Source organism: Thermincola sp. GK-1 (assembly GCF_059412445.1).
Genome location: NZ_JBSQAT010000002.1, coordinates 62,498 through 87,736 on the forward strand (window position 1 = coordinate 62,498; position 25,239 = coordinate 87,736).

Sequence of the window (25,239 nt, forward strand, 5' to 3'; positions counted from 1 at the left end):
GCTATGAGAAAAATGCTGAATGTTCTTTATGTGACAACTCCCGAGGCATTTTTGGCCAAAGATGGGGAGAACCTTGTTGTCAAAGTGCAGGACAACGAAATATTTCGGACGCCTATACATTACCTGGAGGGAATAGTAACCTTCGGTTACATGGGAGCCAGTCCGGCTCTGCTTGGGTTGTGTGCGGAACGGGGTGTATCCCTAACATTTCTAAATGAGCACGGAAAATTTCTGGCCAGCGTTTCCGGACCTGTCAAGGGTAATGTATTGTTACGGCGAAAGCAGTACAGAATGGCAGATTTTGCGCCTGAGTGTACTAAACTGGCATCCAGATTTATTATTGGCAAGTTGGTCAATTGCAGGGCGGTTATAAGACGTTTTATGAGTGACCATGGCAATAAGTGTGGTGTTGACAATATTGAGCCAGTATCAAAAGAATTGGCGAGAAGTATTATCAGATTAAGCAGGGCTTCATCCCTGGAAGAAATCAGAGGAATAGAAGGAGAAGCCGCAAGATACTATTTTTCGGTTTTTGATGATATGATATTGTACCAAAAAGAATCGTTTTATATGAAAGAACGAAGCCGTAGACCGCCTCTAGACAACATAAATGCATTACTGTCTTTTCTGTATACCCTATTAGTACTTGAAGCCAGGTCCGCTCTTGAATCTGTGGGGCTTGATCCTTATGTGGGGTTTTTGCATCGCGACCGGCCAGGAAGACCCGGCCTAGCCTTGGACCTGATGGAAGAATTACGTCCGTATTTAGTGGACAGGTTAGTTCTGACCCTTATTAACCGTCGGCAAATTACAGGGAATGATTTTATTAAAAAGGAATCAGGTGGGGTTGTCATGAAAGAGGGGGCAAGAAAAACTGTTTTGGAGGCCTGGCAAAGGAGAAAAAGAGAAGAGATTACTCATCCCTTTCTGACTGAGAAAATACATATAGGGTTACTACCATATGCCCAGGCATTGTTGCTTTCCAGGTATTTAAGAGGAGATCTGGACGACTATCCACCTTTTATTTGGAAGTAGGGGGGTAGATGTCAATGATGGTATTGATAACTTATGACGTTAATACCACCACAGAAGCCGGCAGAAAAAGATTACGACGCGTCGCAAAGCAATGCGTAAACTATGGACAAAGAGTCCAAAACTCCGTATTCGAATGTTTGGTTGATCCGGCCCAGTTTGCTCAGTTACGGCACAGGCTGGAAGAGATAATAGACCAAGAAAAGGATAGTTTGAGGTATTATTATCTTGGTAGTAATTGGAAAAACAGAGTGGAGCATGTTGGAGCAAAATCCACTTTTGATCCTGAAGGGACTTTAATAGTTTAGTACAAAAAGCGCGAACCATATGTGAACATGTTTTTTCTGCAAAATCGCACCGCATAAAAATCTAGGGTTAATAGTTAACATCCGGTTTTTGGGGAACACTGTTTTTATTACCTAAATCCGGGATTCGCTATAATAAACCGCTTAACCCTTGAAGTGTCTTGCTTTATTTTAGGTGCTGTCGCACCCCATGCGGGTGCGTGGATTGAAACTATTAAACGGCTCCAGGACCAATTTGAGCAAGACGGTCGCACCCCATGCGGGTGCGTGGATTGAAACCTGCTATGTCCGGCCCACTGAAATGCCCAGTATAAGTCGCACCCCATGCGGGTGCGTGGATTGAAACTTCCGGTCACAGGGTCTTGGCCCACATCAATTGTAGTCGCACCCCATGCGGGTGCGTGGATTGAAACCTGAAGCGGCTTATCCTCGATGTCCGCAGACATCGTCGCACCCCATGCGGGTGCGTGGATTGAAACCCGTTTACAACAAGCTTGATTGGGTCTGCGGCAATAGGTCGCACCCCATGCGGGTGCGTGGATTGAAACTTGGTTCATACTTCAATATTCACCCCCAACACTAAAGTCGCACCCCATGCGGGTGCGTGGATTGAAACCGGTCCGGCAGTAGATAATCTTTCCGGAGCCAATCGTCGCACCCCATGCGGGTGCGTGGATTGAAACTAATCTTTTCCCATGTACCGACCAGGGAGGTAGAAACGTCGCACCCCATGCGGGTGCGTGGATTGAAACCTGGAGCCCCGTTTTCGGTTTTTTTACTGGCGGCATTGTCGCACCCCATGCGGGTGCGTGGATTGAAACGACTTAGATGATGCGGTTTTACTGGCTTCTTTTTGGTCGCACCCCATGCGGGTGCGTGGATTGAAACCTTTGGGTATTACCACATCAACCGGCTGCGCAGAGTCGCACCCCATGCGGGTGCGTGGATTGAAACACCGCCAACTGCCTTAACACATCATCGATTAATTCACGTCGCACCCCATGCGGGTGCGTGGATTGAAACATCATCTTCGCCAGTTGGTGTTTTAACTTTAGCCTGCGTCGCACCCCATGCGGGTGCGTGGATTGAAACAGGAGGGGCCTCATTAATTTTAAGAATTTTAAGTTGTCGCACCCCATGCGGGTGCGTGGATTGAAACCCTGACCTTTGTTACGTGGGGGGAAGTAGTCGTTGCGTCGCACCCCATGCGGGTGCGTGGATTGAAACTAATAATTGTTGCCAATCGATAATTTTTTGAATCAAGTCGCACCCCATGCGGGTGCGTGGATTGAAACTAATGGATGTGGATAAGGAATTAAAGAAATTAAGGTCGCACCCCATGCGGGTGCGTGGATTGAAACCTCCTCTAAATAATACATAAAGTAATTTCATGAATAAGTCGCACCCCATGCGGGTGCGTGGATTGAAACACTAGGGTTGTTAAGCAGTTGCGTGAGCAATGTTGTCGCACCCCATGCGGGTGCGTGGATTGAAACTCGGGCAATCACCAGTCCTTTAACACCCACCGGTTGTCGCACCCCATGCGGGTGCGTGGATTGAAACAAAATATCCAGGATTATTACAACCATCATCTTCAGTCGCACCCCATGCGGGTGCGTGGATTGAAACAATAAATATGAATAAATCCAGGCGTTTATTATTGCAGTCGCACCCCATGCGGGTGCGTGGATTGAAACTAATAACATTAAACACACATCCCTCATACAATAAAAGTCGCACCCCATGCGGGTGCGTGGATTGAAACATGATAACTACAGCCGGTTTTGTTCGAGAATGCAGTCGCACCCCATGCGGGTGCGTGGATTGAAACCAATTCTATCTCTCAAACCTGTTGCAACCTGGATAGTCGCACCCCATGCGGGTGCGTGGATTGAAACAGGAAGTCAAGGCAACGGCTCCCAAAAACACTGGCGTCGCACCCCATGCGGGTGCGTGGATTGAAACATTACCTACCAGTTCGCATACAGCAACGATATGAGTCGCACCCCATGCGGGTGCGTGGATTGAAACTTTGGATTTTTTACCTTGTTAAATACCTCTTCTGAAGTCGCACCCCATGCGGGTGCGTGGATTGAAACCTTGAGACCATCAACGGTTTTCGCAAGACCGTTTAGTCGCACCCCATGCGGGTGCGTGGATTGAAACGGGTTATTGTACAATGATTATCAATAAGGGAAGAGGTCGCACCCCATGCGGGTGCGTGGATTGAAACTTTAATTTCGGTAGAATATTACAAAAAATACTAAGTCGCACCCCATGCGGGTGCGTGGATTGAAACCTTGCTACTACAACCAATTAAACTAATGGCAATGAGTCGCACCCCATGCGGGTGCGTGGATTGAAACATATAATCTTCATCAAGCTTAACAAGAAACTGGCGTCGCACCCCATGCGGGTGCGTGGATTGAAACTGTATCAAATGCGGCAAACAACTCAAAGAGAATCCGTCGCACCCCATGCGGGTGCGTGGATTGAAACTCTGAATATAACTGCGGATCATGCCACGGTGATTGTCGCACCCCATGCGGGTGCGTGGATTGAAACGGTCAGAAAAAAAATAATCACGCAGCTTAGGCATGAGTCGCACCCCATGCGGGTGCGTGGATTGAAACTATAAGAATGACATCGCTGTTTTGCCTGGCGTATGTCGCACCCCATGCGGGTGCGTGGATTGAAACCCAAGCGGTGCCCTACCTGCTTGGACAGGGCGCAAAAGTCGCACCCCATGCGGGTGCGTGGATTGAAACCCTAATCTGTAGAGCCAGCCAGAGCTTCGTCAACGTCGCACCCCATGCGGGTGCGTGGATTGAAACGAGCATGGCCTGGCCTCTGGTGCTGGTTATCGGGGTCGCACCCCATGCGGGTGCGTGGATTGAAACCCCTACGAAGCCTACATACCCTGCGGCCGGTCCCAGTCGCACCCCATGCGGGTGCGTGGATTGAAACAGACTTCCACGCCAACGGTTAAAAGCGGGAATATGTCGCACCCCATGCGGGTGCGTGGATTGAAACGCGGCTACCAGTGCAGCCAAGAGATACCCACTAAGTCGCACCCCATGCGGGTGCGTGGATTGAAACTTTGATATACCGGCGGTACAACTGTTTGCCTCCAAGTCGCACCCCATGCGGGTGCGTGGATTGAAACTTTATACCAGGGCAATGGCCAGTCTAAAACAAATGTCGCACCCCATGCGGGTGCGTGGATTGAAACTGTACTGCGGCCACGGCAAGGCTATTGTCAGCTTGTCGCACCCCATGCGGGTGCGTGGATTGAAACTACGACCGATACACCAGCATGTTATCAGAGAATCAGTCGCACCCCATGCGGGTGCGTGGATTGAAACCGCTTGTTTGGGCCACAACATAAAAGGGACCGCTAGTCGCACCCCATGCGGGTGCGTGGATTGAAACATGTATGCGGCAACGGGTGCGGCAAGTGCCATAAGGTCGCACCCCATGCGGGTGCGTGGATTGAAACCGTCCAGTCATCCCCTTCATGGTGGGCGGCAATGGTGTCGCACCCCATGCGGGTGCGTGGATTGAAACACCGTTGCATATGGTCGTAAGACTGGCTGGAACAGTGTCGCACCCCATGCGGGTGCGTGGATTGAAACACGAGACATCAACCGCAGGTGAAGGCTCAACCTCGTCGCACCCCATGCGGGTGCGTGGATTGAAACACCGGGGGTACTGCTCCCACTATTCAGTTGGCTACGTCGCACCCCATGCGGGTGCGTGGATTGAAACTGATATCGTCTACATCCATATCACCTGCCTTATAGTCGCACCCCATGCGGGTGCGTGGATTGAAACAAAATATAAGGTTCCTCCCACGCTCGTTTGGCTCGCTGTCGCACCCCATGCGGGTGCGTGGATTGAAACGCAGCACCGATGAAATTATCTCAGTTTATGCTGAGTCGCACCCCATGCGGGTGCGTGGATTGAAACAATGAGGAGCTGGAAGAAGTAAAAAACTAATCAAGTCGCACCCCATGCGGGTGCGTGGATTGAAACCTATTTTTCGCAAAGAGCACAGCGGTAATGCGGTCGTCGCACCCCATGCGGGTGCGTGGATTGAAACAGAATCATAATTCCATGATGTCACTTCTCCCGATGTCGCACCCCATGCGGGTGCGTGGATTGAAACCTTTGAAATAGTACCAGTAAAGAAAAAATCCCAATGTCGCACCCCATGCGGGTGCGTGGATTGAAACTTCAGCGCTGTAACTATTCCGAGTGGGGTGTAATGTCGCACCCCATGCGGGTGCGTGGATTGAAACTGTTTGCTTCTGCGGCTACAGGGTTAAGCCATAAAGTCGCACCCCATGCGGGTGCGTGGATTGAAACTAACCCGATACTGCAAGATTAATGGTAATCGGCTTAATTTTATTTTTAACCATAATATAAGAGCGGGTATGACCGTTTGCGGAGGGCTTCCATTGGGCGGCATCGTCAGGAATCTTGCTGTAAAGCGGAGAGCAGCAAATCGGGGAGTCCCCGCATGTCCGCAGACGGCGAGGGCCGCCGGGAAGTTTCGTTGGCAGTAATAGCGAAACGGGAGGCGGCCATCATATAAGGAATACCCGGTGAGCCGTCAAGTTCGGGGACGCCGGCTTGCTGCCGGAGCTTAACAGCTTAGATGACTGGATGCCGCCCTGGGAAACCGGAGTAAACGGTCATACCTGCGGCAGAATACGGTGAACTAAAAGTTGAATGTGAATTTACCCAAAAAATCTTGACAGCATCCGAATGATTGTTAAGCTTGACTTTTACTTTGAATCAGCTATAATATATATACGTGGTTCAAAAAAATGGGCATATAGTTCAGAGGGAGAACGCTTCCTTGACACGGAAGAGGTCCGTGGTTCGATTCCACGTATGCCCACCATAGAAAATCAAGGCTTCGGAGATTTCCGGAGCTTTTATTTTTGTCATTTTTTATTCCATTCTTCCCCTGAAAGGCTACTGTATACAAAAAAAATCTTACACATATACTAGTAGCAAAGATGGGGGTGGTGATATTGATGTCGGCATCATTCTGTATTGGTGCTGCTAACCATATAGATTATGTAAAGGAAAAACTGGATCAAGAATTTCGATTATTGGAAAATGACGGTATAAAAATTTCCTGTGAAGAGGGAAAAAAGGGCGACTACGTATTCCTGGAATATAATATTGCTGATTATGGAGAAGCCGGTTACTCTGAAGAAGACACAAAAAATATTTTCAAGCATTATGTGGCTAATGCTGTTTCTGATATTATTGTAAATAACTGGGAGCGCACCCTTTTAGAAGAAATAATTAAGGAGAATTATTATTATTTTTCCAAGGAAGAACAGCAGACTATTTCTGAATTTGCCCTAAAACATTTAAATTTAGGTCACGAAAACGGAGAAACCATGTATGAGCAATTAAGTCGGAAGAGTCTCATTTTAAGACGGGTTCTGGAATACCTGCAGACGAACAACAACATAGTTATCGAAGGTTTTATCAGGTTTCGCTTAAAAGAGTATATTGAGGAATTGACGAAAATCGCGGAAAAAGCTGCTGACGATTATCTGTTGGATAAAGAGTATAAAGAATTTCTTCGCCTGCTCAAATACTTTGTAGATATTCAGGAACCCCGGCTGGATGTGGTACAGGTGCTTATCCAACCTTCAGGTATGTTTAAACTGCTGGATGCATCAAACAAAAGCATTAACTGCGAATACCTGGATGGATTTATTGTCGAGCTTGGGGACAGTGAACTTAATTATGAAGACCTGCTGATAAGCGCCTTAATAACAATAGCGCCTACTACCATAATCCTGCATTGCCGGGAAGAGGATAAAATGTTAACCAGTATTGATACAATTGTCGGTGTTTTCGGGGAGCGGGTCAAGTATTGTGGTGGTTGTGAACTTTGCCGGGAAAACGAGGTGCATTTGCAGAAACATTGACCGATGCCGCATATTTCTAAATAGGCACTCAACATAAGTTGAGCGCCGGACTTCCCGGCGGCCTTCGCCATCTTCAAACATGCGGGAACTCCCCGCCTTCCTGCCTGCGGTTTTGCGAACGCAGTCGCTTCTTAACGGTAGCCTCAGCACCCCACCCACCCTTCCGTTCCTGTGGGTAGCTGCTTTATTAGTGAAACAGCCAGTGTCTTGTAGTCGCAGATAATCGCTGTAGAGGTAAAACAATAAGTTGCGACCTGGCGGAGGGAGGGTAGACAGTGTTAACGACAGTGAAGGTTTGAAATCACTGGAAACCCGGCCATTGAGTCACGGACGACGATTTGGCCGGGTTCAGTGATTTCAACTGAACGGAGTTTACACTGTCTTTGCCCGGAGCCTCGGAGCAACGGTTGTTTTACCTTCACAGCGGTAATTCTTTTGGTTTGTTTCGACATATTGCACGGTTTCTGAATATCTGGTATAGTTTAGTCAGTATCGGAAGCCGGAGGAATGGATATGGACTGGAAGCTTTTAACGATACCCGTGATCAGCGCCTTAATCGGCTGGATTACCAATGTTTTGGCCATAAAAATGCTGTTTTGGCCATATAAGCCTGTTAAAATTCCTTTGACTAATTGGGTCTTTCAGGGGGTTATTCCCAAAAGACAAAAGGAGATGGCCAAAAACCTGGGCGAGATAATTGAAGGACAATTGCTCTGTGTTGAAGATGTACTGGCCCAGTTCAGCAGCCACCGGGTAACGGCCAATTTTGAAAAATCGGCTAAAGAAATTATCAAAAGCCGTATCATGCAAAAGATCCCGAATTTCTTGCCTATTTCAATCCGCCATTTGCTGGGACAGGCGGCCGAGGAAATTTTGGACAGAGAAATGCCGAAAATTATTGACCGTGTTATGGATAAAATGGCGGAGCATCTCAGGGAGGATTTACATGTGGCTCCGATAGTGGAGGAAAAGGTGAACAATTTCAACCTGCAGGAACTTGAACAGCTTATTTTTGGCATTGCTTCCAGGGAACTTAAACATATTGAAGTTTTAGGCGGAGTACTGGGCTTCTTTATTGGGTGTTTGCAGGTTATTTTACTGCAGATACGAGCTTGACAAGCCCTTTGACCAGAGATTATAATGAAGGCGTTGAAAGTGGTTGATAAGTAATCAAATGCGAGGAAGAGGAAGAGTAGATATTTTTAACCTTACAGAGAGCCGGGGTCGAGGCTGGAAGCCCCGGTAGGGGGGAAATATCGAAGAACCGCCTTGGAGCATCCCGGTGGAAATAACACTAATCCGGGACGGACAGGCCGTTATCCTGTGATGAGCGCTTAATAATCCGCAGGGGTTATTAGGAAACCTGGGTGGAACCGCGGGAAACATACCTCTCGTCCCTGGAATTATAATTCAGTGGCGGGAGGTTTTAATATTTTCATTATTTGAGGACCTGGAGGTAGAAAAATGGCGAAAATCAAAATTTCTTTAAAAGACGGTAGTATAAGAGAATATGAAGCCGGCACAACTATTACCGATATAGCAGGTGATATCAGCCCCCGTTTAGCCAAGAACGCTTTGGTTGCCAGGCTTAACGGCAAATTGGTGGATATGTCCCGACCGGTTAACGAAGACAGTACCTTGGAAATTCTTACTTTCGATGACGAAGAGGGGCGGGAGGTATTTCGCCACAGTTCTTCCCACGTGTTGGCACAGGCAGTCAAGCATTTGTTTCCTGAAACAAAACTGGGAATCGGCCCGGCTATTACCGACGGATATTATTATGATTTTGATGTGAAAGAAAACTTTACTCCGGAAGATTTAGAGAAGATAGAAAAAGAGATGGAGAAAATCGTTCAGCAGGACCTCCCCTTTGAAAGGTCCGAACTGTCCAGGGAAGAAGCCCTGAAGCTGTTTAACGAAATGGGGGAACCCTATAAAGTAGAACTGATTAATGACCTCCCGGAAGACGCCGTTATCAGTTGCTATAAACAGGGAGATTTTGTTGACCTGTGTGCCGGTCCGCACGTACCCAGTACCGGAAAACTTAAAGCAATTAAACTCATGAGCCTGGCGGGCGCTTATTGGCGCGGCAGTGAAAAGAATAAAATGCTGCAACGGATTTACGGAACTTCCTTCCCCAAGAAAAGTTTACTTGATGAATACTTATTCCGCCTGGAAGAGGCGAAAAAACGTGATCACCGCAAACTGGGCGCTGAGTTAGACCTTTTCTCCATTCAGGAAGAAGGGCCCGGCTTTCCTTTTTTCCATCCCAAGGGGATGATTGTCAGGAACGAACTGGAGAAATTCTGGCGCGAACAGCATGAAAAGGCCGGATACCAGGAAATCAGGACTCCCATAATCCTGAACCGGTCTTTATGGGAACAATCGGGTCACTGGGACCACTACCGTGAAAATATGTACTTTACCAAAATTGACGACATTGATTTTGCTGTTAAACCCATGAACTGTCCCGGCAGTATTCTGGTTTATAAAACCAGGCTGCACAGCTACCGGGATTTCCCGATCAGGCTGGCAGAATTGGGTCTGGTGCACCGGCACGAAATGTCCGGCGTGCTGCACGGTTTGATGCGTGTAAGATGCTTTACCCAGGATGATGCCCATATCTTTATGCTGCCGAGCCAGATAAAAGATGAAATCATTAGGGTTATTGATCTGATAGATAATTTTTACAAAGTATTTGGTTTTAAATACCACGTGGAGCTGAGTACCAAACCGGAAAAAGCAATGGGTTCCGATGAAATTTGGGACCTGGCCACAAATGCTTTGAAAGAAGCACTGGCAGCCAAAGGTATGGATTTCAAGATTAACGAGGGTGACGGTGCCTTCTATGGACCCAAAATAGACTTCCATCTGATGGACTGCCTGGGCAGAACCTGGCAGTGCGGTACAATCCAATTGGATTTCCTCATGCCGGAAAAATTTGACCTGACTTATGTAGGTGAAGATGGACAGAAACACAGGCCGGTCATGATTCATAGGGTTGTTTTTGGCAGTATTGAGCGCTTTATCGGGATTCTAATCGAACATTTTGCCGGAGCTCTGCCTGTCTGGTTGTCACCTGTTCAGGCAAAAATCATGACGGTAACAGACAGGAGTAAACAATACGCCGAAAAAGTAGCCGACCGGTTAAAAGAAAAGGGCGTCCGGGTTGAGGTTGATGCTCGTAATGAAAAGATCGGGTATAAAATCAGGGAAGCTCAGGTGGAAAAAGTACCCTACATGCTGGTTGTTGGGGATAAGGAAATGGAAAACGGGACTGTTGCCGTCAGAAAACGTGGCGAAGGCGACAAAGGCGCTGTAAATGCAGATGATTTTGTGGCCCTAATAACCAAAGAAATAAAAGAAAAAGTCAGGTGACAAAATATTTGACAAGTAATGGGAGCAATGCTATAATAACAAAGTAAAATTTAATAAATAATAATCATTTTAAGCAGAAGCCATCCGCTTCTCACCTTATGACGCCTGACGGTTGTTAATAAGGTTCGTACAGCATTTGTTTAGTTGTAACTGTTGATTTGCAGCGGATGGAGTATGTCCATCCGTTTTTAGTTTTGGATGGGTAATAATCCAGGAGGTGACAATTATTAGCAAGGATTTGCGAATTAATGAAGAAATTAGAGCTAAAGAGGTACGGCTGGTCAGCTCTGACGGGGAACAGTTAGGGATAGTTCCCCTTAAAGAAGCTTTAAGGTTTGCCCAGGAAAAGGATCTTGACCTGGTCGAGGTAGCTCCCAGCGCTAAGCCTCCTGTTTGCCGAATCATGGATTATGGGAAATATAAGTATGAGCAGAGCAAACGCGAAAAAGAAGCCCGTAAGAAACAAAAAATTATTAATGTTAAGGAAATCAAGCTGAGGCCCAATATTGAGGCCCATGACTTGGTCACTAAAACCAATAACATCGTCAGGTTTCTCAAAGACGGCGATAAGGTGAAAGTGACTGTCATGTTCAGAGGCCGTGAAATGGCTCATACTGATTTGGGGAAGCAGCTTCTCGATAAAGTGGTTGATCAGTTAAAAGATATCACCATTGTGGAAAGACAGCCTAAGGTGGAAGGCCGTAACATGGTAATGATTCTAGCACCAAAACAAGACTAGAGAGGAGGAAATTTTATGCCCAAAATGAAAACACACCGGGGCGCAGCCAAAAGGTTTAAGGTTACCGGCTCCGGAAAGGTGAAAAAAGCGAAAGCTTATAAAAGCCATATTCTGGAAAAGAAATCCGCCAAGAGAAAGCGTAATTTGCGGCAGCCTGGTTTGGTGAGCGCTGCAGATACCAAAAAGGTAAAACTTCTGCTTCCTTACGCTTAATCTCGCGGCTTAGAAGGGCATTGTTCCGGAAATAATCTGTACAAAGGAGGTAATAGAATGCCGAGAGTTAAAGGTGGGGTTACAACCCGTAAAAGACATAAAAAAATACTTAAACTGGCTAAAGGTTACCGGGGTGCAAAAAGTAAACTGTTCCGACCGGCCAACGAACAGGTGCTTAAATCTTTGGCTTATGCTTACAGAGACAGGCGGACCAAAAAGAGAGAATTCCGCAAGCTGTGGATTGCCAGAATTAACGCGGCAGCCAGAATTAACGGCATCTCTTACAGCAAACTTATTAACGGCTTGAAAAAGGCAGGCATTGAAGTAAACCGTAAAATGCTTGCGGACCTGGCTGTGAACGACCAACAGGCTTTTGGGAAGCTCGTGGAAGCTGCCAAAGCCAAAGTTAACGCGTAAATTCAAAAGATCAGAATGAGGCATGGGATATATTACCCATGCTTTTTATTATTCCTTTTTCCAAACAACCCGGTGGACATCTTCCGTTTAAAAAGCTATGTTAAGTAAAATGATGGAATAATAAGTATTGCTAAGAATATCTCCTTAAATTGCCAAAGGGTTGCTTAATGCTGAAAATTGTGAACAATTTCGCTGAAATTAAGATTGGACATTTTAAATTATACGATTTATGATAAACTAGATTTTATTTTTTTCGACTTATGACAATACTTACTTATTGAGAGTAATTGAAAGGGGACCTCCAGATGGATCTTAATAAACCAAAGATAAAACTAAGTCCCCCCCAGGTCCTGGTAATCGGTTTTGCTACAGTCATATTGATGGGCGCCATACTTTTATCATTGCCTGCAGCGGCAGCTGACGGTAAACCTACTCCTTTTCTGGATGCTTTGTTTACCGCTACATCGGCCGTTTGTGTAACAGGTTTGGTTGTTGTGGATACAGGAACCCACTACTCTATTTTCGGACAGTTGGTTATCATGTTTCTTATCCAGATAGGCGGATTGGGGTTTATGACCACAGCTACTTTATTTGCATTGCTGATGGGCAAGCGCATCAAACTCAAGGAACGCCTGATTATGCAGGAAGCTTTGAATCAGTTGACCATGGAAGGTGTGGTCCGGCTAACCAAGTACATTCTTATTATGACCTTCTGTTTTGAAGGGTTTGGCGCGATTGTTCTCGGTCTAAGATTCATGCAGGATATGAGCCCGGCCAAGGCCTTCTATTACGGGTTATTTCACGCCGTATCGGCTTTTAACAATGCGGGTTTTGACTTATTTGGCGAATTTAGAAGTCTGACGTCTTTCGCCGACGATGTTGTGGTAAATTTGATGATTGCTGCCTTGATTATTTTCGGGGGTCTTGGTTTTACTGTACTGGTGGACATATTTACCAGACGTAGGTGGAAAAAATTCAGTCTGCATACAAAATTGGTCTTAACCATGACGACCTTGCTGCTGGCCCTGGGGACGGTTTCGGTTTTTGCTTTGGAATATTCTAACGACCATACTTTGGGACAATTGAATATGGGAGGTAAACTGCTGGCTTCGTTCTTTCAGTCAGTGACACCGAGAACGGCCGGATTTAACACCCTGAATATTGCTGAACTTCGTAATGCAACGCAATTTTTGCTGGTAATTCTCATGTTTATCGGTGCATCGCCCGGTTCAACGGGTGGCGGAATTAAGACGTCCACTTTGGGGACCCTTTTTGTTGCCGTATGGAGTATGATCAGAGGCGACTCCGATGTGGTAATTTTTGAACGCCGTATTCCCAAGGATCAGGTGTATAAGTCGCTGACGGTTATGTTTGCTGCTTTGACTCTTGTCATCGGGGTTTCCATGTTGTTATCCATAACGGAAAAGGCCCAGTTTCTGGCCGTTTTGTTTGAAACCACCTCAGCGTTTGGTACCGTGGGTTTAAGTATGGGATTAACCCCGGAGCTTAGCACCATAGGCCGGATTGTGATCATCTTGACCATGTTTATGGGCCGGGTTGGGCCTCTCACTCTGGCTTTTGCGATAGCCAAGAAAAATCGGGGAACTGCGTTTCGGTATGCGGAAGAAAAAGTCATGGTCGGTTAAACAATCATCGGTTAGACAAAGGAAATGTTGTGCTTCCAAACAAATAAAAATGGGAGGGAAAGGCATTGAAACAGTTTGCTGTTATCGGGTTGGGCCGTTTTGGTTCCAGTGTTGCCAAAACTTTATACAACATGGGACACGATGTCCTGGCTATTGACAGTGATGAAGAACGGATCGAGGAAATGGTAGATTCTGTTACCCACTGTGTGCAGGCTGACGCACTGGATGAAGATGCCCTGAAAGCCTTGGGCATAAGGAACTTCGAAGTGGTTATCGTGGCTATCGGCAAGGATATCCAGGCCAGTATTCTTGTAACCGTAATGCTAAAAGAAATGGGCGTAAAATGCGTCGTTGTAAAGGCGCAAAACGATTTGCACGGAAAAGTGCTGGCTAAAATAGGAGCCGATAAAATAGTTTATCCCGAGCGCGACATGGGAGCTAAAGTTGCGCACAGTCTAGTTTCCTCCAACGTTTTAGACCACATAGAATTATCGCCGGTACACAGCATTTTGGAAGTGGTTGCCCCTGACTTTTTAGTGGGTAAATCATTGCGCCAGTCCGAGCTTAGAGCCCGTTATGAGGTTACGATAATGGCGATAAAAAGAGATGGGGATATTCTTGTGGCACCGCAGCCAGATGAGGTAATACGGGAAAACGATATCCTGGTTGCCATCGGTAAAAACGAAAAACTTCGCAGGCTGGAAAGGGAATAAGGAGATGAAAGAGACTATTACCAGTGCGAAAAACATGCGCATCATGTACCTGCAGTCTTTGCTACAAAAAAAATACCGGGACCGGGAAGGGAAGTTCCTGGTGGAGGGTTTGCGTTTTGTTCAGGAAGCCCTTCAATCGGGAGCGGATATTGAAGAGTTAATTCTGGCTGCCGGCGTTTTGGAAAAAAATCCGTCTTTTCAAAGTATAATATCTGATAAAATCCCCATTACCATTATTGCCGACCAGTTGTTCAAAAAGATAACTGATACGGAGACCCCGCAAGGGATTGCGGCTTTGGTCAGGAAGAAGGAATTCCGCGCGGAGGATTTATTTGTGGTAGCCAATCCCTTTTTACTCATTATCGATAAGGTTCAGGACCCGGGAAATCTTGGTACTATTATCAGAACAGCCGATGCGGCGGGGGTGACGGGGGTGGCCCTGGTGAAAGGGACGGCTGATTTATACAACCCCAAAACATTAAGGGCTACTATGGGGTCTGTCTTCCATGTGCCCATTATTAATTTTGATTCTATAGAAGAAGCTTGCCACCTGGCGAAAAAACATGGATTAAAACTGATAGTGACTGATATCTCCAAAGATTCATCCTCGTATCTGGCAGTTGATTATTCGGAGCCTGTTGCCCTGGTAGTGGGGAATGAAGCCAGCGGAGCAAGCTCCTTTGCCATTGAGAATAGCGATTACCGGGTGGCAATTAAAATGCCGGGCAAAGCGGAATCCCTGAATGTGTCGGTGGCGACAGGAATAATCTTATTTGAAGCAGCGCGGCAAAGAGCTTGCGGACAGGCTTAAACCGACTTGTAAAACCGGTATTCATGTGATATAATCAGAGGCAAGGTCCCCCAAAAACCGCTGAAAGGTTGTGGTTAAATGTTTTTAACCGCCGAATTTTTTTGGAGGATATTTGAAGCTACTGGTTCTATCACTGCCTACATTTTATACAAAAGGCTGGCTGTTCATTAATGGCAGCCGGCATATATATACAGAAAAGCGTTGAACGGGAAAAGTACCTTAAAAAGTTGCCTTACAGGGACAAAAGGCCGGAGACTGGAAGCCTTTTGAAGGCAATTTTAAGGGAAGTTCACCCGGGAGCAGCCGCCTGAAATTTACAGTAGGGTGAGCCGGCGACTTCAACCGTTATCTTGAAGCAGGTATCAGCAGTTAAATTTTGCTTGTACCTGGTGGAGTGAGTAACCTTGTTGGATACTAAATAGGGTGGTACCGCGGAATATAACTTTCGTCCCTGTGGGCGAAGGTTTTTTTTATGTTCAGATATCTTAAAGTAAATATCATGCCGTGATTATCGGCATAATTTTCTTTCTTTTAAGGCTCAAACAAAGGAGGAGGACTATGCAAGAGGATTTACAGCGCATGCAGACCAAAGGTTTGGCGGAAATAGCCGAAGCTGCAACAATGGATGAAGTTAATGAAATAAGAATCAAGTACCTGGGTAAAAAAGGGCTATTAACGGGTATTCTGCGCGGAATGGGAAGCCTGTCACCCGATGAGAGGCCCAGGGTAGGCCAACTGGCCAACGAAGTCAGGGCCAAGCTGGAAGAGGCCCTGGCGGCCAGGTTGATAACTTTGAAGGAGGCTGCCAGGCAGGAACGTTTGCGGGCAGAAAAAATCGACGTGACTTTACCCGGGAAGGTCGTACAGGTAGGGAAAAAACATCCGTTAACGGCAGTGCTTGATGAAATTAAAGAGATTTTTGTCGGGTTAGGTTATGAGATAGCCGAGGGCCCAGAGGTAGAGCTTGAGTATTATAACTTTGAGGCGCTGAACATTCCGCCGGATCACCCGGCCCGGGATATGCAGGATTCCTTTTATATAAGCAAGGGAGTTTTACTGCGCACCCATACGTCTCCGGTTCAGCCCAGGGTAATGGAGAAAAAGGCGCCGCATGTGCCGGTGAAGATTATTGCTCCGGGAAAAGTATACAGGCGTGACGATGATGCTACCCATTCACCGATGTTTCACCAGGTGGAAGGTTTACTAATTGACAGGAATGTTACTTTTGCTGAGCTAAAGGGAACTTTATTATCTTTTGCCCGCCAGATGTTTGGGGAAGACCGGGAGATTCGCTTGCGGCCGAGTTTTTTCCCCTTTACCGAACCCAGTGCTGAGGTGGATATTTCCTGTATGGCCTGTGGCGGCAAGGGCTGCCGGGGATGCGCCAATACCGGTTGGCTGGAGATACTGGGCGCCGGCATGATTCACCCGCGGGTGCTGGAAATGTCCGGTTACAATCCTGAAAAGGTTACCGGGTTTGCCTTCGGCATGGGTGTGGAACGGGTGGCTATGCTAAAATATAACATTGATGATATGCGGTTGCTCTATGAGAACGACAAGAGGTTTTTGGAGCAGTTCTAACGTTGCTTTTTAAAAAAATTACCGGCCGTTGGCTGTTAATCTGAATAAAGGAGGAAATTTATGCGGGTTTCATATAAATGGTTACAGGAATACGTTGATATACCTGTAAGTCCGGAGGAACTGGCAGAACGGCTTACTTTTTCCGGTGTGGCTGTCGAAAATATTGAATACCTGGGGAAAGATATCGAGAAGGTAGTCACTGCCAAAGTTGAAAAAATAGAAAGGCACCCCAATGCCGACAAATTGGTGGTTTGTTCTGTAAACTGCGGACAAGCTGAAAATCTGCAGATCGTGACCGGTGCCCCCAACGTTGCTGAAGGACAGATTGTAGCATTAGCCCTGGTTGGCGCCAAACTGCCAGGAGGAATCAAGATCGGTAAATCTAAGCTGCGGGGGGTGGAATCGGCAGGGATGGTCTGTTCAGCCCAGGAATTGGGCCTGGACCCAAAGGGCTTTCCGCCCGACCAGCAGGAAGGAATTATCATTCTGCCTGAGGGAACACCATTGGGAGAGGACATAAAGAAAGTTCTCGGCTTGGATGATGTTATTCTTGAGCTGGAGCTAACCCCCAACCGGGCTGACTGTCTCAGTATGGTCGGCGTAGCCCGGGAAGTTTCCGCTGTCCTGGGGACCGATTTCAGGCCGCCCAGGATTTCGGTGCCTGAAACCAGTGAAAAAATTGATGGCCTGGTGAAGGTGGTTATAGAGGCTCCGGAACTCTGCAACCGCTATATCGGGCGCCTTGTGCGCAATATCAAGGTTGCCCCGTCGCCGGAGTGGATGCAGCAACGGCTGCGGGCAGCGGGGGTGAGGCCAATCAGCAATATCGTAGACGTTACGAACTACGTGATGATGGAATTGGGCCAGCCGTTGCATGCCTTTGATTTTGATAAAATACAGGAGCAAATCATTATTGTTCGCCGGGCCGGTGAAGGGGAGAAAATAGTCACCCTGGACAATCAGGAAAGGGCATTGAATTCCGATATGCTGGTGATAGCTGACGGTTGTGTCCCGGTAGCTGTCGCCGGGGTTATGGGTGGGCTTGATTCGGAAATCACGGAAAATACCGTTAATGTGCTGCTGGAGTCAGCATGTTTTAACGGGCCCAGTGTACGGAGAACTTCCAGGGCTTTAGGATTACGGTCTGAGGCTTCGCTGCGCTTTGAAAAGGGCGTTGACCCTAACGGATGTTTAAGGGCTATCGACAGGGCGGCCCAGTTAATTGCCGAAATGGGAGCGGGAGAGATTGTAGCCGGGGTGGTCGATAATTACCCCTGCCCCGTCGAAAACCTGCAAATTACGTTACGGCCTGCCAGACTTAACCGGGTAATGGGCACCGATATTCCGACAAAAACCATGGTTGACATCCTGAACAGGCTCCAGCTTCCCGTCGAGGCTAAGGATGAAGTGTTGCTGGTTACGGTACCTACCTTCAGGGGAGACATTGCCCGTGAAGTAGACCTGATGGAAGAAGTGGTCCGGTTATATGGGTATAACCGGATTCCTACCGAATTGCCTTCAGGCCGCTCAACCCAGGGCAAAAAGACCTTTGAACAGGGCATGCAGGACAAGGTAAGAAGTATTTTAACAGGTTTTGGATTAAACGAAATAATTACTTACAGTTTTATCAATCCGAAAGCCTTTGATATGCTGAATTTACCCGCTGAGTCGGAACTCCGCAACACCGTGGTGGTGCAGAATCCTATCAGTGAGGAACAAGGGGTTATGCGGACAACTTTGCTGCACGGTATGCTGGAGGTTGTAGCCAGGAACCTGGCCCGGAAAAACAAGGACCTGGCATTGTTTGAAATGGGCAATATCTTTATTCCTGTGGCCGGAGAAAAACTACCCAGGGAAGAGCTTACTTTGGGAGCGGTTGTTACAGGTAACCGGCCGGAAAACTGGAATCAAAAAGCCGAACCCATGGATTTCTTCTACCTGAAAGGAATTCTGGAGACTTTGTTAGAAGAGTTGGGTGTTAAAGAAACGTCTTTTGTTCCTTTCCCGGGACATCCGGCTCTACATCCGGGCAGAACGGCCCAGGTGCTGCTGGCTGGCCGACCGGTAGGATTTATAGGCGAAGTGCACCCTGAAGTTATGGAAAATTACCGCCTTTCCGGTCGCGTTTATGTGATGGAGCTGGCCTTAGAAGAAATCATAGCTGTATCAGTAAAAACTAAAATGTACAGAAGCCTGCCCAAGTACCCTGGGGTAGAGCGGGATATGGCCGTAGTTGTAAAGGAGGAAGTTTTGGCAGCCGACCTGCTTGCGGAAATCCGGCAGCAGGGGGGGCCCCTTCTGAAAAACGTCCGCCTTTTTGACGTCTACCAGGGTGAACAGATTCAGAAAGGGTACAAGAGTTTGGCTTATGCCTTCCTTTTCCAATCCAATGACCGGACCCTGACGGATGAAGAAGTTAACGATTTGTACGAAAAGATTCAGAACGCTTTGCAGACCAAGTTTGGCGCTCAATTGAGGGCATAAGCAGGAGTTGCAAGAAATTGAGGGATTTGGAAGGAATTTGTCGCCTGATGCCGAATTATTCTACCAAAGATAGTTCGGGAGGGTGGCCTTATGCAGGGGAAAAAAACCAAAGTAGCGGTGGAAATCTTTGGCGAAGAGTATAAAGTGATTGGCGATATGCCCGAAGAATACATTGAAATGATTGCAGAATATGTGGACAAAAAAATGAAACAAATTGCTGCGAAAAATTCCCGGCTGTCTGTTACCAAGGTGGCTGTTTTGGCTGCTTTAAATATAGCTGATGAATTATGCAAACTGCAGGAAGATTATGATACTCTGGTCAAACTGATGGATACCGAAAAAAAGCAGGCCTAAATAGTACACGCAGTCAAGGCTCATGGTTTAAGCTTCCATGAGCCTTTTTAGGTATTACTTGCTTTCTTTTCTGGGTAACCTAATATAGCCGGTACATGTATGGGAGCGGTGGAAAGGTGAAGAAGTTCGGAAATATTGAAGTTGCCTGGGTATTGGACGAAATAGCCGCGCTTTTGGAAATTAAAGGAGAAGATATCTTCAAGATAAGGGCTTATCAGCGGGCCGCCCGGGCAATTGAAAACCTGGATGTCGATATTACCGATTTATTTATACAAAAGAAATTGAACGGCATTTCCGGGGTAGGAAAGAACATAGCGGCCAAATTAGAGGAACTTCTGTCGACGGGGCGGCTGATCTACCTGGAAAAATTGCGGGGCGAGATTCCGCCCGGTTTGGTTGAAATGATGAATGTTCCCGGTGTCGGACCCAAAATGACCAGAACTTTCTATGAAAAGCTTGGCATAAGCAGTTTAAAAGAACTTGAGGATGCGGCTCGCGGCAAAAAGATCCGTTCTTTGCCGGGAATGGGCAGTAAAACGGAACTGAATATATTGCGGGGCATCGAAATGCTGAAATCCGGCGGTCGGGGCCGGATTACCCTTGGGTTGGCCTGGACTGTAGCTGATAGTCTATTGAATTTTTTGCGCAGTCTGCCCTGGGTGGTGGAAGCGGAAACAGCCGGGAGTACACGCCGCATGAAAGAAGCTATTGGGGATATTGATATTGTGGTCGGCACCGAAGAACCCGAAAAGGTGGCCGAGGTGTTTGTTAAACACCCTCAGGTGAAAGAAGTCCTGGCCCACGGCAGTACGAAAATCAGTGTTTTGTTAAAATTCGGGGTACAGGTTGACCTGCGGCTTGTACGACCTGATGAATTCTGGACGGCCCTGCATCATTTTACCGGCTCCAAGGAACATAACGTCCGACTGCGGGAAAGAGCCCATAAAATCGGTATAAAGATAAATGAATACGGTTTGTTCAAAACGGATTCGGACGAACGAATTCCTGTATCGGGGGAAGAAGATATCTATACGGCGCTGGGACTGGCCTATATTCCCCCGGAATTGCGGGAGGACAGGGGCGAGGTGTTCGCTGCGGAGGAGGGTAGGCTGCCGCAGGTCATCGGGTACGATGACATGAAAGGCGATCTGCATTTACACAGCAACTGGAGCGATGGAGTGAACAGCATAGAACAGATCGTTGAGCAGGCCAAAAAAATGGGCTACGAATATATTGCCATAACAGATCATTCCAGGTCCCTTGGAATTGCGCGGGGGTTATCGACAGAGAGACTGACTGAACAACAGGAAGTTATTAACGCGCTGCAAAAAGAAGAAGCAATTCATATACTGACCGGCGTGGAAGCTGATATTTTAGCCAACGGGGATATGGATTACCCCGATGAAGTTTTGGCCGAAAAAGATATCGTCATCGGGTCAATTCATTCCGGTTTCCGGCAGGATAAAGAAAAAATTACAGAACGGATCATTTCAGCCATCAAGAACGAACACGTTGATATTATTGCGCATCCTACCGGACGCCTCATCGGGCGTCGGGATCCATACGAAGTAGACATGGACAGGATTTTCGAGATGGCGGCCAAATACAATACGGTACTGGAAATCAATTCTTCACCGGACAGACTTGATTTGAATGACCTTTATGTCCGGCAGGCCAAGGAAATGGGCATTAAAATAGCTATCAATACCGACGCCCATGAAGTTATCAGAATGCACGAAATCCGGTATGGTATTGGGACCGCCCGCCGGGGCTGGCTTGAAAAAGAAGATGTTATCAATACCTGGGATTACGACAAATTAAGGAGGTTCCTGAAGAACCGGTAAAATACACACTTCTTTATAAGGGTATAATTATTGTAAAAGAGCAGCATCAAAGTTGGAAAAAATGCTACCTTAAAAAGGAATTTTTTGTATTTAAGAGAATATAGAAAAAATATGTGCTTGTTCATAGCAGTTAAAAATAAATTAAGTTTAGAGGAGGATGTGGGTTGAAGTTAAGGGACATATACGAATTGGTGGTCCGGAAAGGTATTGAGAGTGATCCCCGGGGAAAAAAAGAGGTCGAAAGGGACCTGAAAAAAGCCAAAGAAGCCTTCAAGGAGCTGAAAGGTACCGAGAAAAAAGAATTTGATCAGGAAGCTCTAACCAACCCGTACAGCGATACCCGTATATTATACGGTGACGGTGACAGGGAGGTAAAGACAGCTCTTGTCGGTATCGATATTGAAGCGGCCGAAATCCTGTTGGCAGACCGTCTAAAAGAAAAGGGACGGAACATTGACCTGGTCATCGCCCATCACCCGGAAGGTAAGGCTCTTGCTGCCCTTTCTGAAGTCATGCATATGCAATCAGAAATATTAGAAAAATTTGGCGTGCCCATCAGCGTGGCCCAGGGCATCATGGTGTCCAGGATCAGCGAAGTTAAAAGAGGGCTCTTGCCCTTAAATCATAATAAAGCGGTAGATGTGGCGAGAATACTGGACATTCCTTTTATGTGCTGCCATACTCCCGCCGATAATATGGTTACTACTTTTTTGCAGAACCTTTTTGATAAGAAAAAACCGGACACCGTAGGAGAAGTAGTGAAGATACTCAAGGACCTGCCCGAATACCAGGAAGCCGTTAAAAACAGCGCAGGACCGACGATAGTTACGGGGTCCAAGGAACGTAAAACGGGTAAAATTTTCGTCGATATGACGGGCGGCACAGGCGGTTCCGAGGATGCCTTCAGCAAACTGGCTCAGGCCGGCGTCGGCACGCTGGTATGTATGCACATTGGGGAAAAACATCGTAAGGAAGCGGAAAAAAACCATATAAACGTTGTTATTGCGGGACATATGGCCAGTGATTCGCTGGGGATGAACCTTATCGTAGACAACCTGGTTTCGCAGGGGATTGATATCATCCCTTGTGCGGGATTTACTAGATACCAGAGAAGTTAAGGCAAATGTGGGAAGCGTGTCTATGGGGCTTGCCGGTCAAGCTGAATAGCCACGCTTTATTGGTGAAGGAGAGATTTCTGCATGTTTAAGCCTGAATTGTTGGCTCCAGCCGGGAGTTGGGATGCTTTGGTGGCTGCCGTGCAGAACGGCGCCGATGCTGTATATGTGGGCGGCAGGATGTTCAATGCCCGGCAGTATGCCAGTAATTTTGACAGGGAAGAGCTGATCCGGGCAGTAGACTATGCTCATGTAAGAGGGGTCAAGGTATATGTTACCGTAAATACCCTGATAGCTGACAACGAAATATCGGAACTGGTCGCCTATTTGAAGTTTCTGTACGAGACAGGCGTAGATGCTGTCATTGTGCAGGATTTGGGCGTGCTGCGCCTTGCCCGTTCTGTTTTTCCGGAACTTAATGTACACGCCAGTACCCAGATGACACTGCACAATACTCCCGGAGTTGAATTGGTTAAAGCCAGTGGTGTAAAACGGGTGGTTTTGGCCCGGGAGATGTCCCTGGATGAGATAAAGCAGGCGAAACAAAGGACAGGCGTAGAAGTAGAAGTTTTTGTGCACGGGGCTTTGTGTATATCCTACTCAGGTCAGTGCCTGATGAGCAGTCTGATCGGGGGCCGCAGCGGAAACCGGGGACGTTGCGCCCAGCCATGCCGGCTGCACTATACCCTGGTTGACGAAAGGGGCAAGATATTGCTGGAACCCGAAGAGGTGGGGAAATACCTCTTAAGCCCAAGGGATTTGCGCCTGTTACACCATATTCCGGAACTGGCGGAAGCGGGCATAGATGCTTTGAAAATTGAAGGGCGCATGAAAAGGCCCGAATACGTGGCTACCGTTACCCGGATTTATCGGCAAGCCCTTGACCGGTATGCCATGGCCCCTTATAATTTTGAAATTACGCCTGAAGAGGACAGGCAGTTGTTGCAGATTTTCAACAGGGACTTTACCACGGGATACTTTATGGGACCCCCGGGCGCCGATTTGATGAGTTATAAGAGGCCCAACAACAGGGGGATCAGGGTCGGCCGGGTGGTAAATTACAACCGAAAAAAAGCAACCATGAGCATACAGCTTGATGAGCGGCTGAACCTGGGCGATGGTATAGAAGTCTGGGTTTCTGAGGGAGGACGGCAGGGTACCGTCGTGGACCAGATTCTTTTGGCAGGTAATTCGGTTGAATCGGGTTTGCCCGGCCAAACTGTCACCGTTCCCGTCAAGGGAAAAGTCAAGCCGGGTGACCGAGTTTTTAAAACCCATGACGCCCTGTTGATGCGCCAGGCGCAACAGAGTTTTACTTCCCCTAAAGAATTGCGGAAGGTAAATATTGCCATGAAAGTCCGGGTTAAAGCCGGCGAACCTCTCCGGATAATTGTTGAAGATACGGAAGGCAATAAGGCGGTGGCCCGTACGGAATTTATTGCCGAAGAAGCCATCAACCGGCCTCTGACCAAAGAAACTATTCGCCGGCAGGTGCAGCGGTTGGGCAATACCCCTTTTAATTTGGCGACGCTGGAGATAAAGATAGACGGTAATATAATGGTGCCTTTGAGTGAAATAAATGAAGCCCGGCGTAAAGCGCTGCATTTATTGGAACAGCAGCGCATAATGCTCAAAAGGCCTGTTGCTATTCCGGAAACCCTGGTGGCTGCCAGATTGGAAGAGGCTGATTATTACCGGAAGGATAAGGAGAAACGGGTGCAACGGAAGATCATGAGACTTTCGGCGGCTGTTGGCAATAAAGAAGCGGCCCTGGCAGCCTTTGAAGCCGGAGTGGATGTGGTCTATGTAGGCGCCGACGGACTTAATGGGACACCGGTCCTAAAGGTTGATGACCTGCAAGAATTGGCTGCCAAAGCTGAATCTCAGGGGGCCCAGCTTGTTTTTGCCCTTCCCAGGATTACTAAAGACAAAGATTTGGCGGTTATTGCTCCTTTTCTACAGCAGGCCGGGAAACTTAACCTGGGTATTTTGGCAACTAACCTGGGAACGTTAAAAACTGTGCGGGATATAGGCTTTAGCAACATATATGCCGATTATTCTTTAAACGCCTTTAATTCCCAGGCGCTGCTTTGGTTGCAGGACAATGGCGTATCCCAAGTAACGCTGTCGCCGGAACTTACCCTTGAGCAGATTGAAAGACTGGCTGCCGAGTTTAATGTAGAAGTAGTGGGGCACGGGGCTTTGCCTTTAATGATTTCGGAGCACTGTGTTGTCGGCAGCGTTTACGGTGGGTTTAAAGAGGCCCAAAAATGTAATCAGCCATGCCGGGGGGGCGAACAATTTGCATTAAAGGACCGGCTGGGGATGTTGTTTCCGCTGGTGACTGACTGTTTCTGCAGGTCGCATATTTTTAATCCCAAAGAGTTATGTCTGATCGAAGACCTTAAACCATTGTACGAAGCAGGTGTATGCACGGTCAGGCTGGAGTTAAGAAAAGATTCCCCGGATTACGTGAAAAAAGTTGCCGGTTTTTACCGGCAGGAGATAGATAAACTTATGGAAAATAAAAATACTTATGCCCCTGATCCGGACGCTAAAGAAACACTGGTTGCGATGACGGCCCAGGGTGTTACCAAAGGACATTTGTACCGCGGCGTGCTTTAATCAATGGCTGCTAACCTTAATT

19 protein-coding genes, 1 tRNA gene, 1 CRISPR repeat array and 3 other annotated features are annotated in these 25,239 nt (G+C 47.3%); all 20 genes read left to right on the forward strand.

The genetic code is table 11. The features are described 5' to 3' along the window. Nucleotides 1-3: 3 nt before the first annotated feature. The 20 genes from cas1c (at nt 4) to ACSNJE_RS02115 (ending at nt 25,217) form a co-directional block, all read left to right on the forward strand. Complete coding sequence (gene cas1c / locus ACSNJE_RS02020) at nt 4-1,035, forward strand: type I-C CRISPR-associated endonuclease Cas1c (protein ID WP_495251873.1); 1,032 nt, start codon at nt 4-6, stop codon at nt 1,033-1,035. Between the two features lie 14 nt (nt 1,036-1,049). Beyond that, nucleotides 1,050-1,340 carry a CRISPR-associated endonuclease Cas2 gene (cas2, locus tag ACSNJE_RS02025; RefSeq protein WP_495251874.1) on the forward strand — a complete coding sequence of 97 codons (291 nt, stop codon included), beginning with the start codon at nt 1,050-1,052 and terminating at the stop codon, nt 1,338-1,340. Between the two features lie 177 nt (nt 1,341-1,517). Further along, nucleotides 1,518-5,705: direct repeats of the CRISPR family, unit length 32 nt; unit sequence GTCGCACCCCATGCGGGTGCGTGGATTGAAAC. Between the two features lie 76 nt (nt 5,706-5,781). Next, the gene (locus ACSNJE_RS02030) at nt 5,782-5,934 is read left to right on the forward strand and encodes a hypothetical protein (protein WP_495251875.1); all 153 of its coding nucleotides are present in this window, start codon (nt 5,782-5,784) and stop codon (nt 5,932-5,934) included. 237 nt (nt 5,935-6,171) lie between these two features. Further along, nucleotides 6,172-6,246: transfer RNA gene (locus ACSNJE_RS02035), tRNA-Val, on the forward strand. A 136-nt stretch (nt 6,247-6,382) separates the two neighbouring features. Next, the gene (gene ytxC / locus ACSNJE_RS02040; protein WP_495251876.1) at nt 6,383-7,297 is read left to right on the forward strand and encodes a putative sporulation protein YtxC; all 915 of its coding nucleotides are present in this window, start codon (nt 6,383-6,385) and stop codon (nt 7,295-7,297) included. Between the two features lie 513 nt (nt 7,298-7,810). Beyond that, complete coding sequence (locus ACSNJE_RS02045) at nt 7,811-8,413, forward strand: DUF445 domain-containing protein (RefSeq protein ID WP_013120740.1); 603 nt, start codon at nt 7,811-7,813, stop codon at nt 8,411-8,413. Nucleotides 8,414-8,467: 54 nt separating this feature from the next. Further along, nucleotides 8,468-8,699 (forward strand) — a binding site (T-box leader). Between the two features lie 62 nt (nt 8,700-8,761). Next, nucleotides 8,762-10,675, forward strand: a complete 1,914-nt coding sequence (gene thrS, locus ACSNJE_RS02050) for a threonine--tRNA ligase (protein ID WP_495251877.1) — start codon at nt 8,762-8,764, stop codon at nt 10,673-10,675. A gap of 65 nt (nt 10,676-10,740) precedes the next feature. After that, nucleotides 10,741-10,875 (forward strand) — a sequence feature (ribosomal protein L20 leader region). A 17-nt stretch (nt 10,876-10,892) separates the two neighbouring features. Then, nucleotides 10,893-11,414 (forward strand): translation initiation factor IF-3, encoded by a 522-nt coding sequence (gene infC / locus ACSNJE_RS02055; RefSeq protein ID WP_013120738.1) that lies wholly within the window; start codon nt 10,893-10,895, stop codon nt 11,412-11,414. A gap of 15 nt (nt 11,415-11,429) precedes the next feature. Beyond that, complete coding sequence (rpmI, locus tag ACSNJE_RS02060) at nt 11,430-11,627, forward strand: 50S ribosomal protein L35 (RefSeq protein ID WP_013120737.1); 198 nt, start codon at nt 11,430-11,432, stop codon at nt 11,625-11,627. Nucleotides 11,628-11,684: 57 nt separating this feature from the next. Continuing rightward, nucleotides 11,685-12,044: a 50S ribosomal protein L20 gene (rplT, locus tag ACSNJE_RS02065; protein WP_013120736.1), complete on the forward strand. Its 360-nt coding sequence runs from the start codon at nt 11,685-11,687 to the stop codon at nt 12,042-12,044. A 305-nt stretch (nt 12,045-12,349) separates the two neighbouring features. Continuing rightward, nucleotides 12,350-13,690 carry a TrkH family potassium uptake protein gene (locus ACSNJE_RS02070; RefSeq protein ID WP_052217174.1) on the forward strand — a complete coding sequence of 447 codons (1,341 nt, stop codon included), beginning with the start codon at nt 12,350-12,352 and terminating at the stop codon, nt 13,688-13,690. A 65-nt stretch (nt 13,691-13,755) separates the two neighbouring features. Next, complete coding sequence (locus tag ACSNJE_RS02075; RefSeq protein ID WP_013120734.1) at nt 13,756-14,403, forward strand: potassium channel family protein; 648 nt, start codon at nt 13,756-13,758, stop codon at nt 14,401-14,403. A gap of 4 nt (nt 14,404-14,407) precedes the next feature. Then, the gene (locus ACSNJE_RS02080; RefSeq protein WP_052217173.1) at nt 14,408-15,214 is read left to right on the forward strand and encodes a TrmH family RNA methyltransferase; all 807 of its coding nucleotides are present in this window, start codon (nt 14,408-14,410) and stop codon (nt 15,212-15,214) included. Between the two features lie 78 nt (nt 15,215-15,292). Next, a complete protein-coding gene (locus ACSNJE_RS02085) occupies nt 15,293-15,385 on the forward strand; it encodes a YqzL family protein (protein WP_152908973.1) in 93 nt (30 codons plus the stop codon). Between the two features lie 21 nt (nt 15,386-15,406). Next, nucleotides 15,407-15,670, forward strand: a binding site (T-box leader). 102 nt (nt 15,671-15,772) lie between these two features. Beyond that, nucleotides 15,773-16,795, forward strand: coding sequence for a phenylalanine--tRNA ligase subunit alpha (pheS, locus tag ACSNJE_RS02090; protein ID WP_495251878.1), 1,023 nt, complete (start codon nt 15,773-15,775; stop codon nt 16,793-16,795). A 60-nt stretch (nt 16,796-16,855) separates the two neighbouring features. Then, nucleotides 16,856-19,279, forward strand: a complete 2,424-nt coding sequence (gene pheT, locus ACSNJE_RS02095; protein ID WP_495251879.1) for a phenylalanine--tRNA ligase subunit beta — start codon at nt 16,856-16,858, stop codon at nt 19,277-19,279. Between the two features lie 90 nt (nt 19,280-19,369). Then, nucleotides 19,370-19,633 (forward strand): cell division protein ZapA, encoded by a 264-nt coding sequence (gene zapA, locus ACSNJE_RS02100; RefSeq protein WP_474773230.1) that lies wholly within the window; start codon nt 19,370-19,372, stop codon nt 19,631-19,633. A 116-nt stretch (nt 19,634-19,749) separates the two neighbouring features. Further along, nucleotides 19,750-21,477 carry a DNA polymerase/3'-5' exonuclease PolX gene (gene polX / locus ACSNJE_RS02105; RefSeq protein ID WP_495251880.1) on the forward strand — a complete coding sequence of 576 codons (1,728 nt, stop codon included), beginning with the start codon at nt 19,750-19,752 and terminating at the stop codon, nt 21,475-21,477. Between the two features lie 164 nt (nt 21,478-21,641). Beyond that, nucleotides 21,642-22,595: an NGG1p interacting factor NIF3 gene (locus ACSNJE_RS02110; RefSeq protein WP_495251881.1), complete on the forward strand. Its 954-nt coding sequence runs from the start codon at nt 21,642-21,644 to the stop codon at nt 22,593-22,595. An 81-nt stretch (nt 22,596-22,676) separates the two neighbouring features. Next, a complete protein-coding gene (locus ACSNJE_RS02115; protein ID WP_495251882.1) occupies nt 22,677-25,217 on the forward strand; it encodes a U32 family peptidase in 2,541 nt (846 codons plus the stop codon). Nucleotides 25,218-25,239 lie beyond the last annotated feature (22 nt).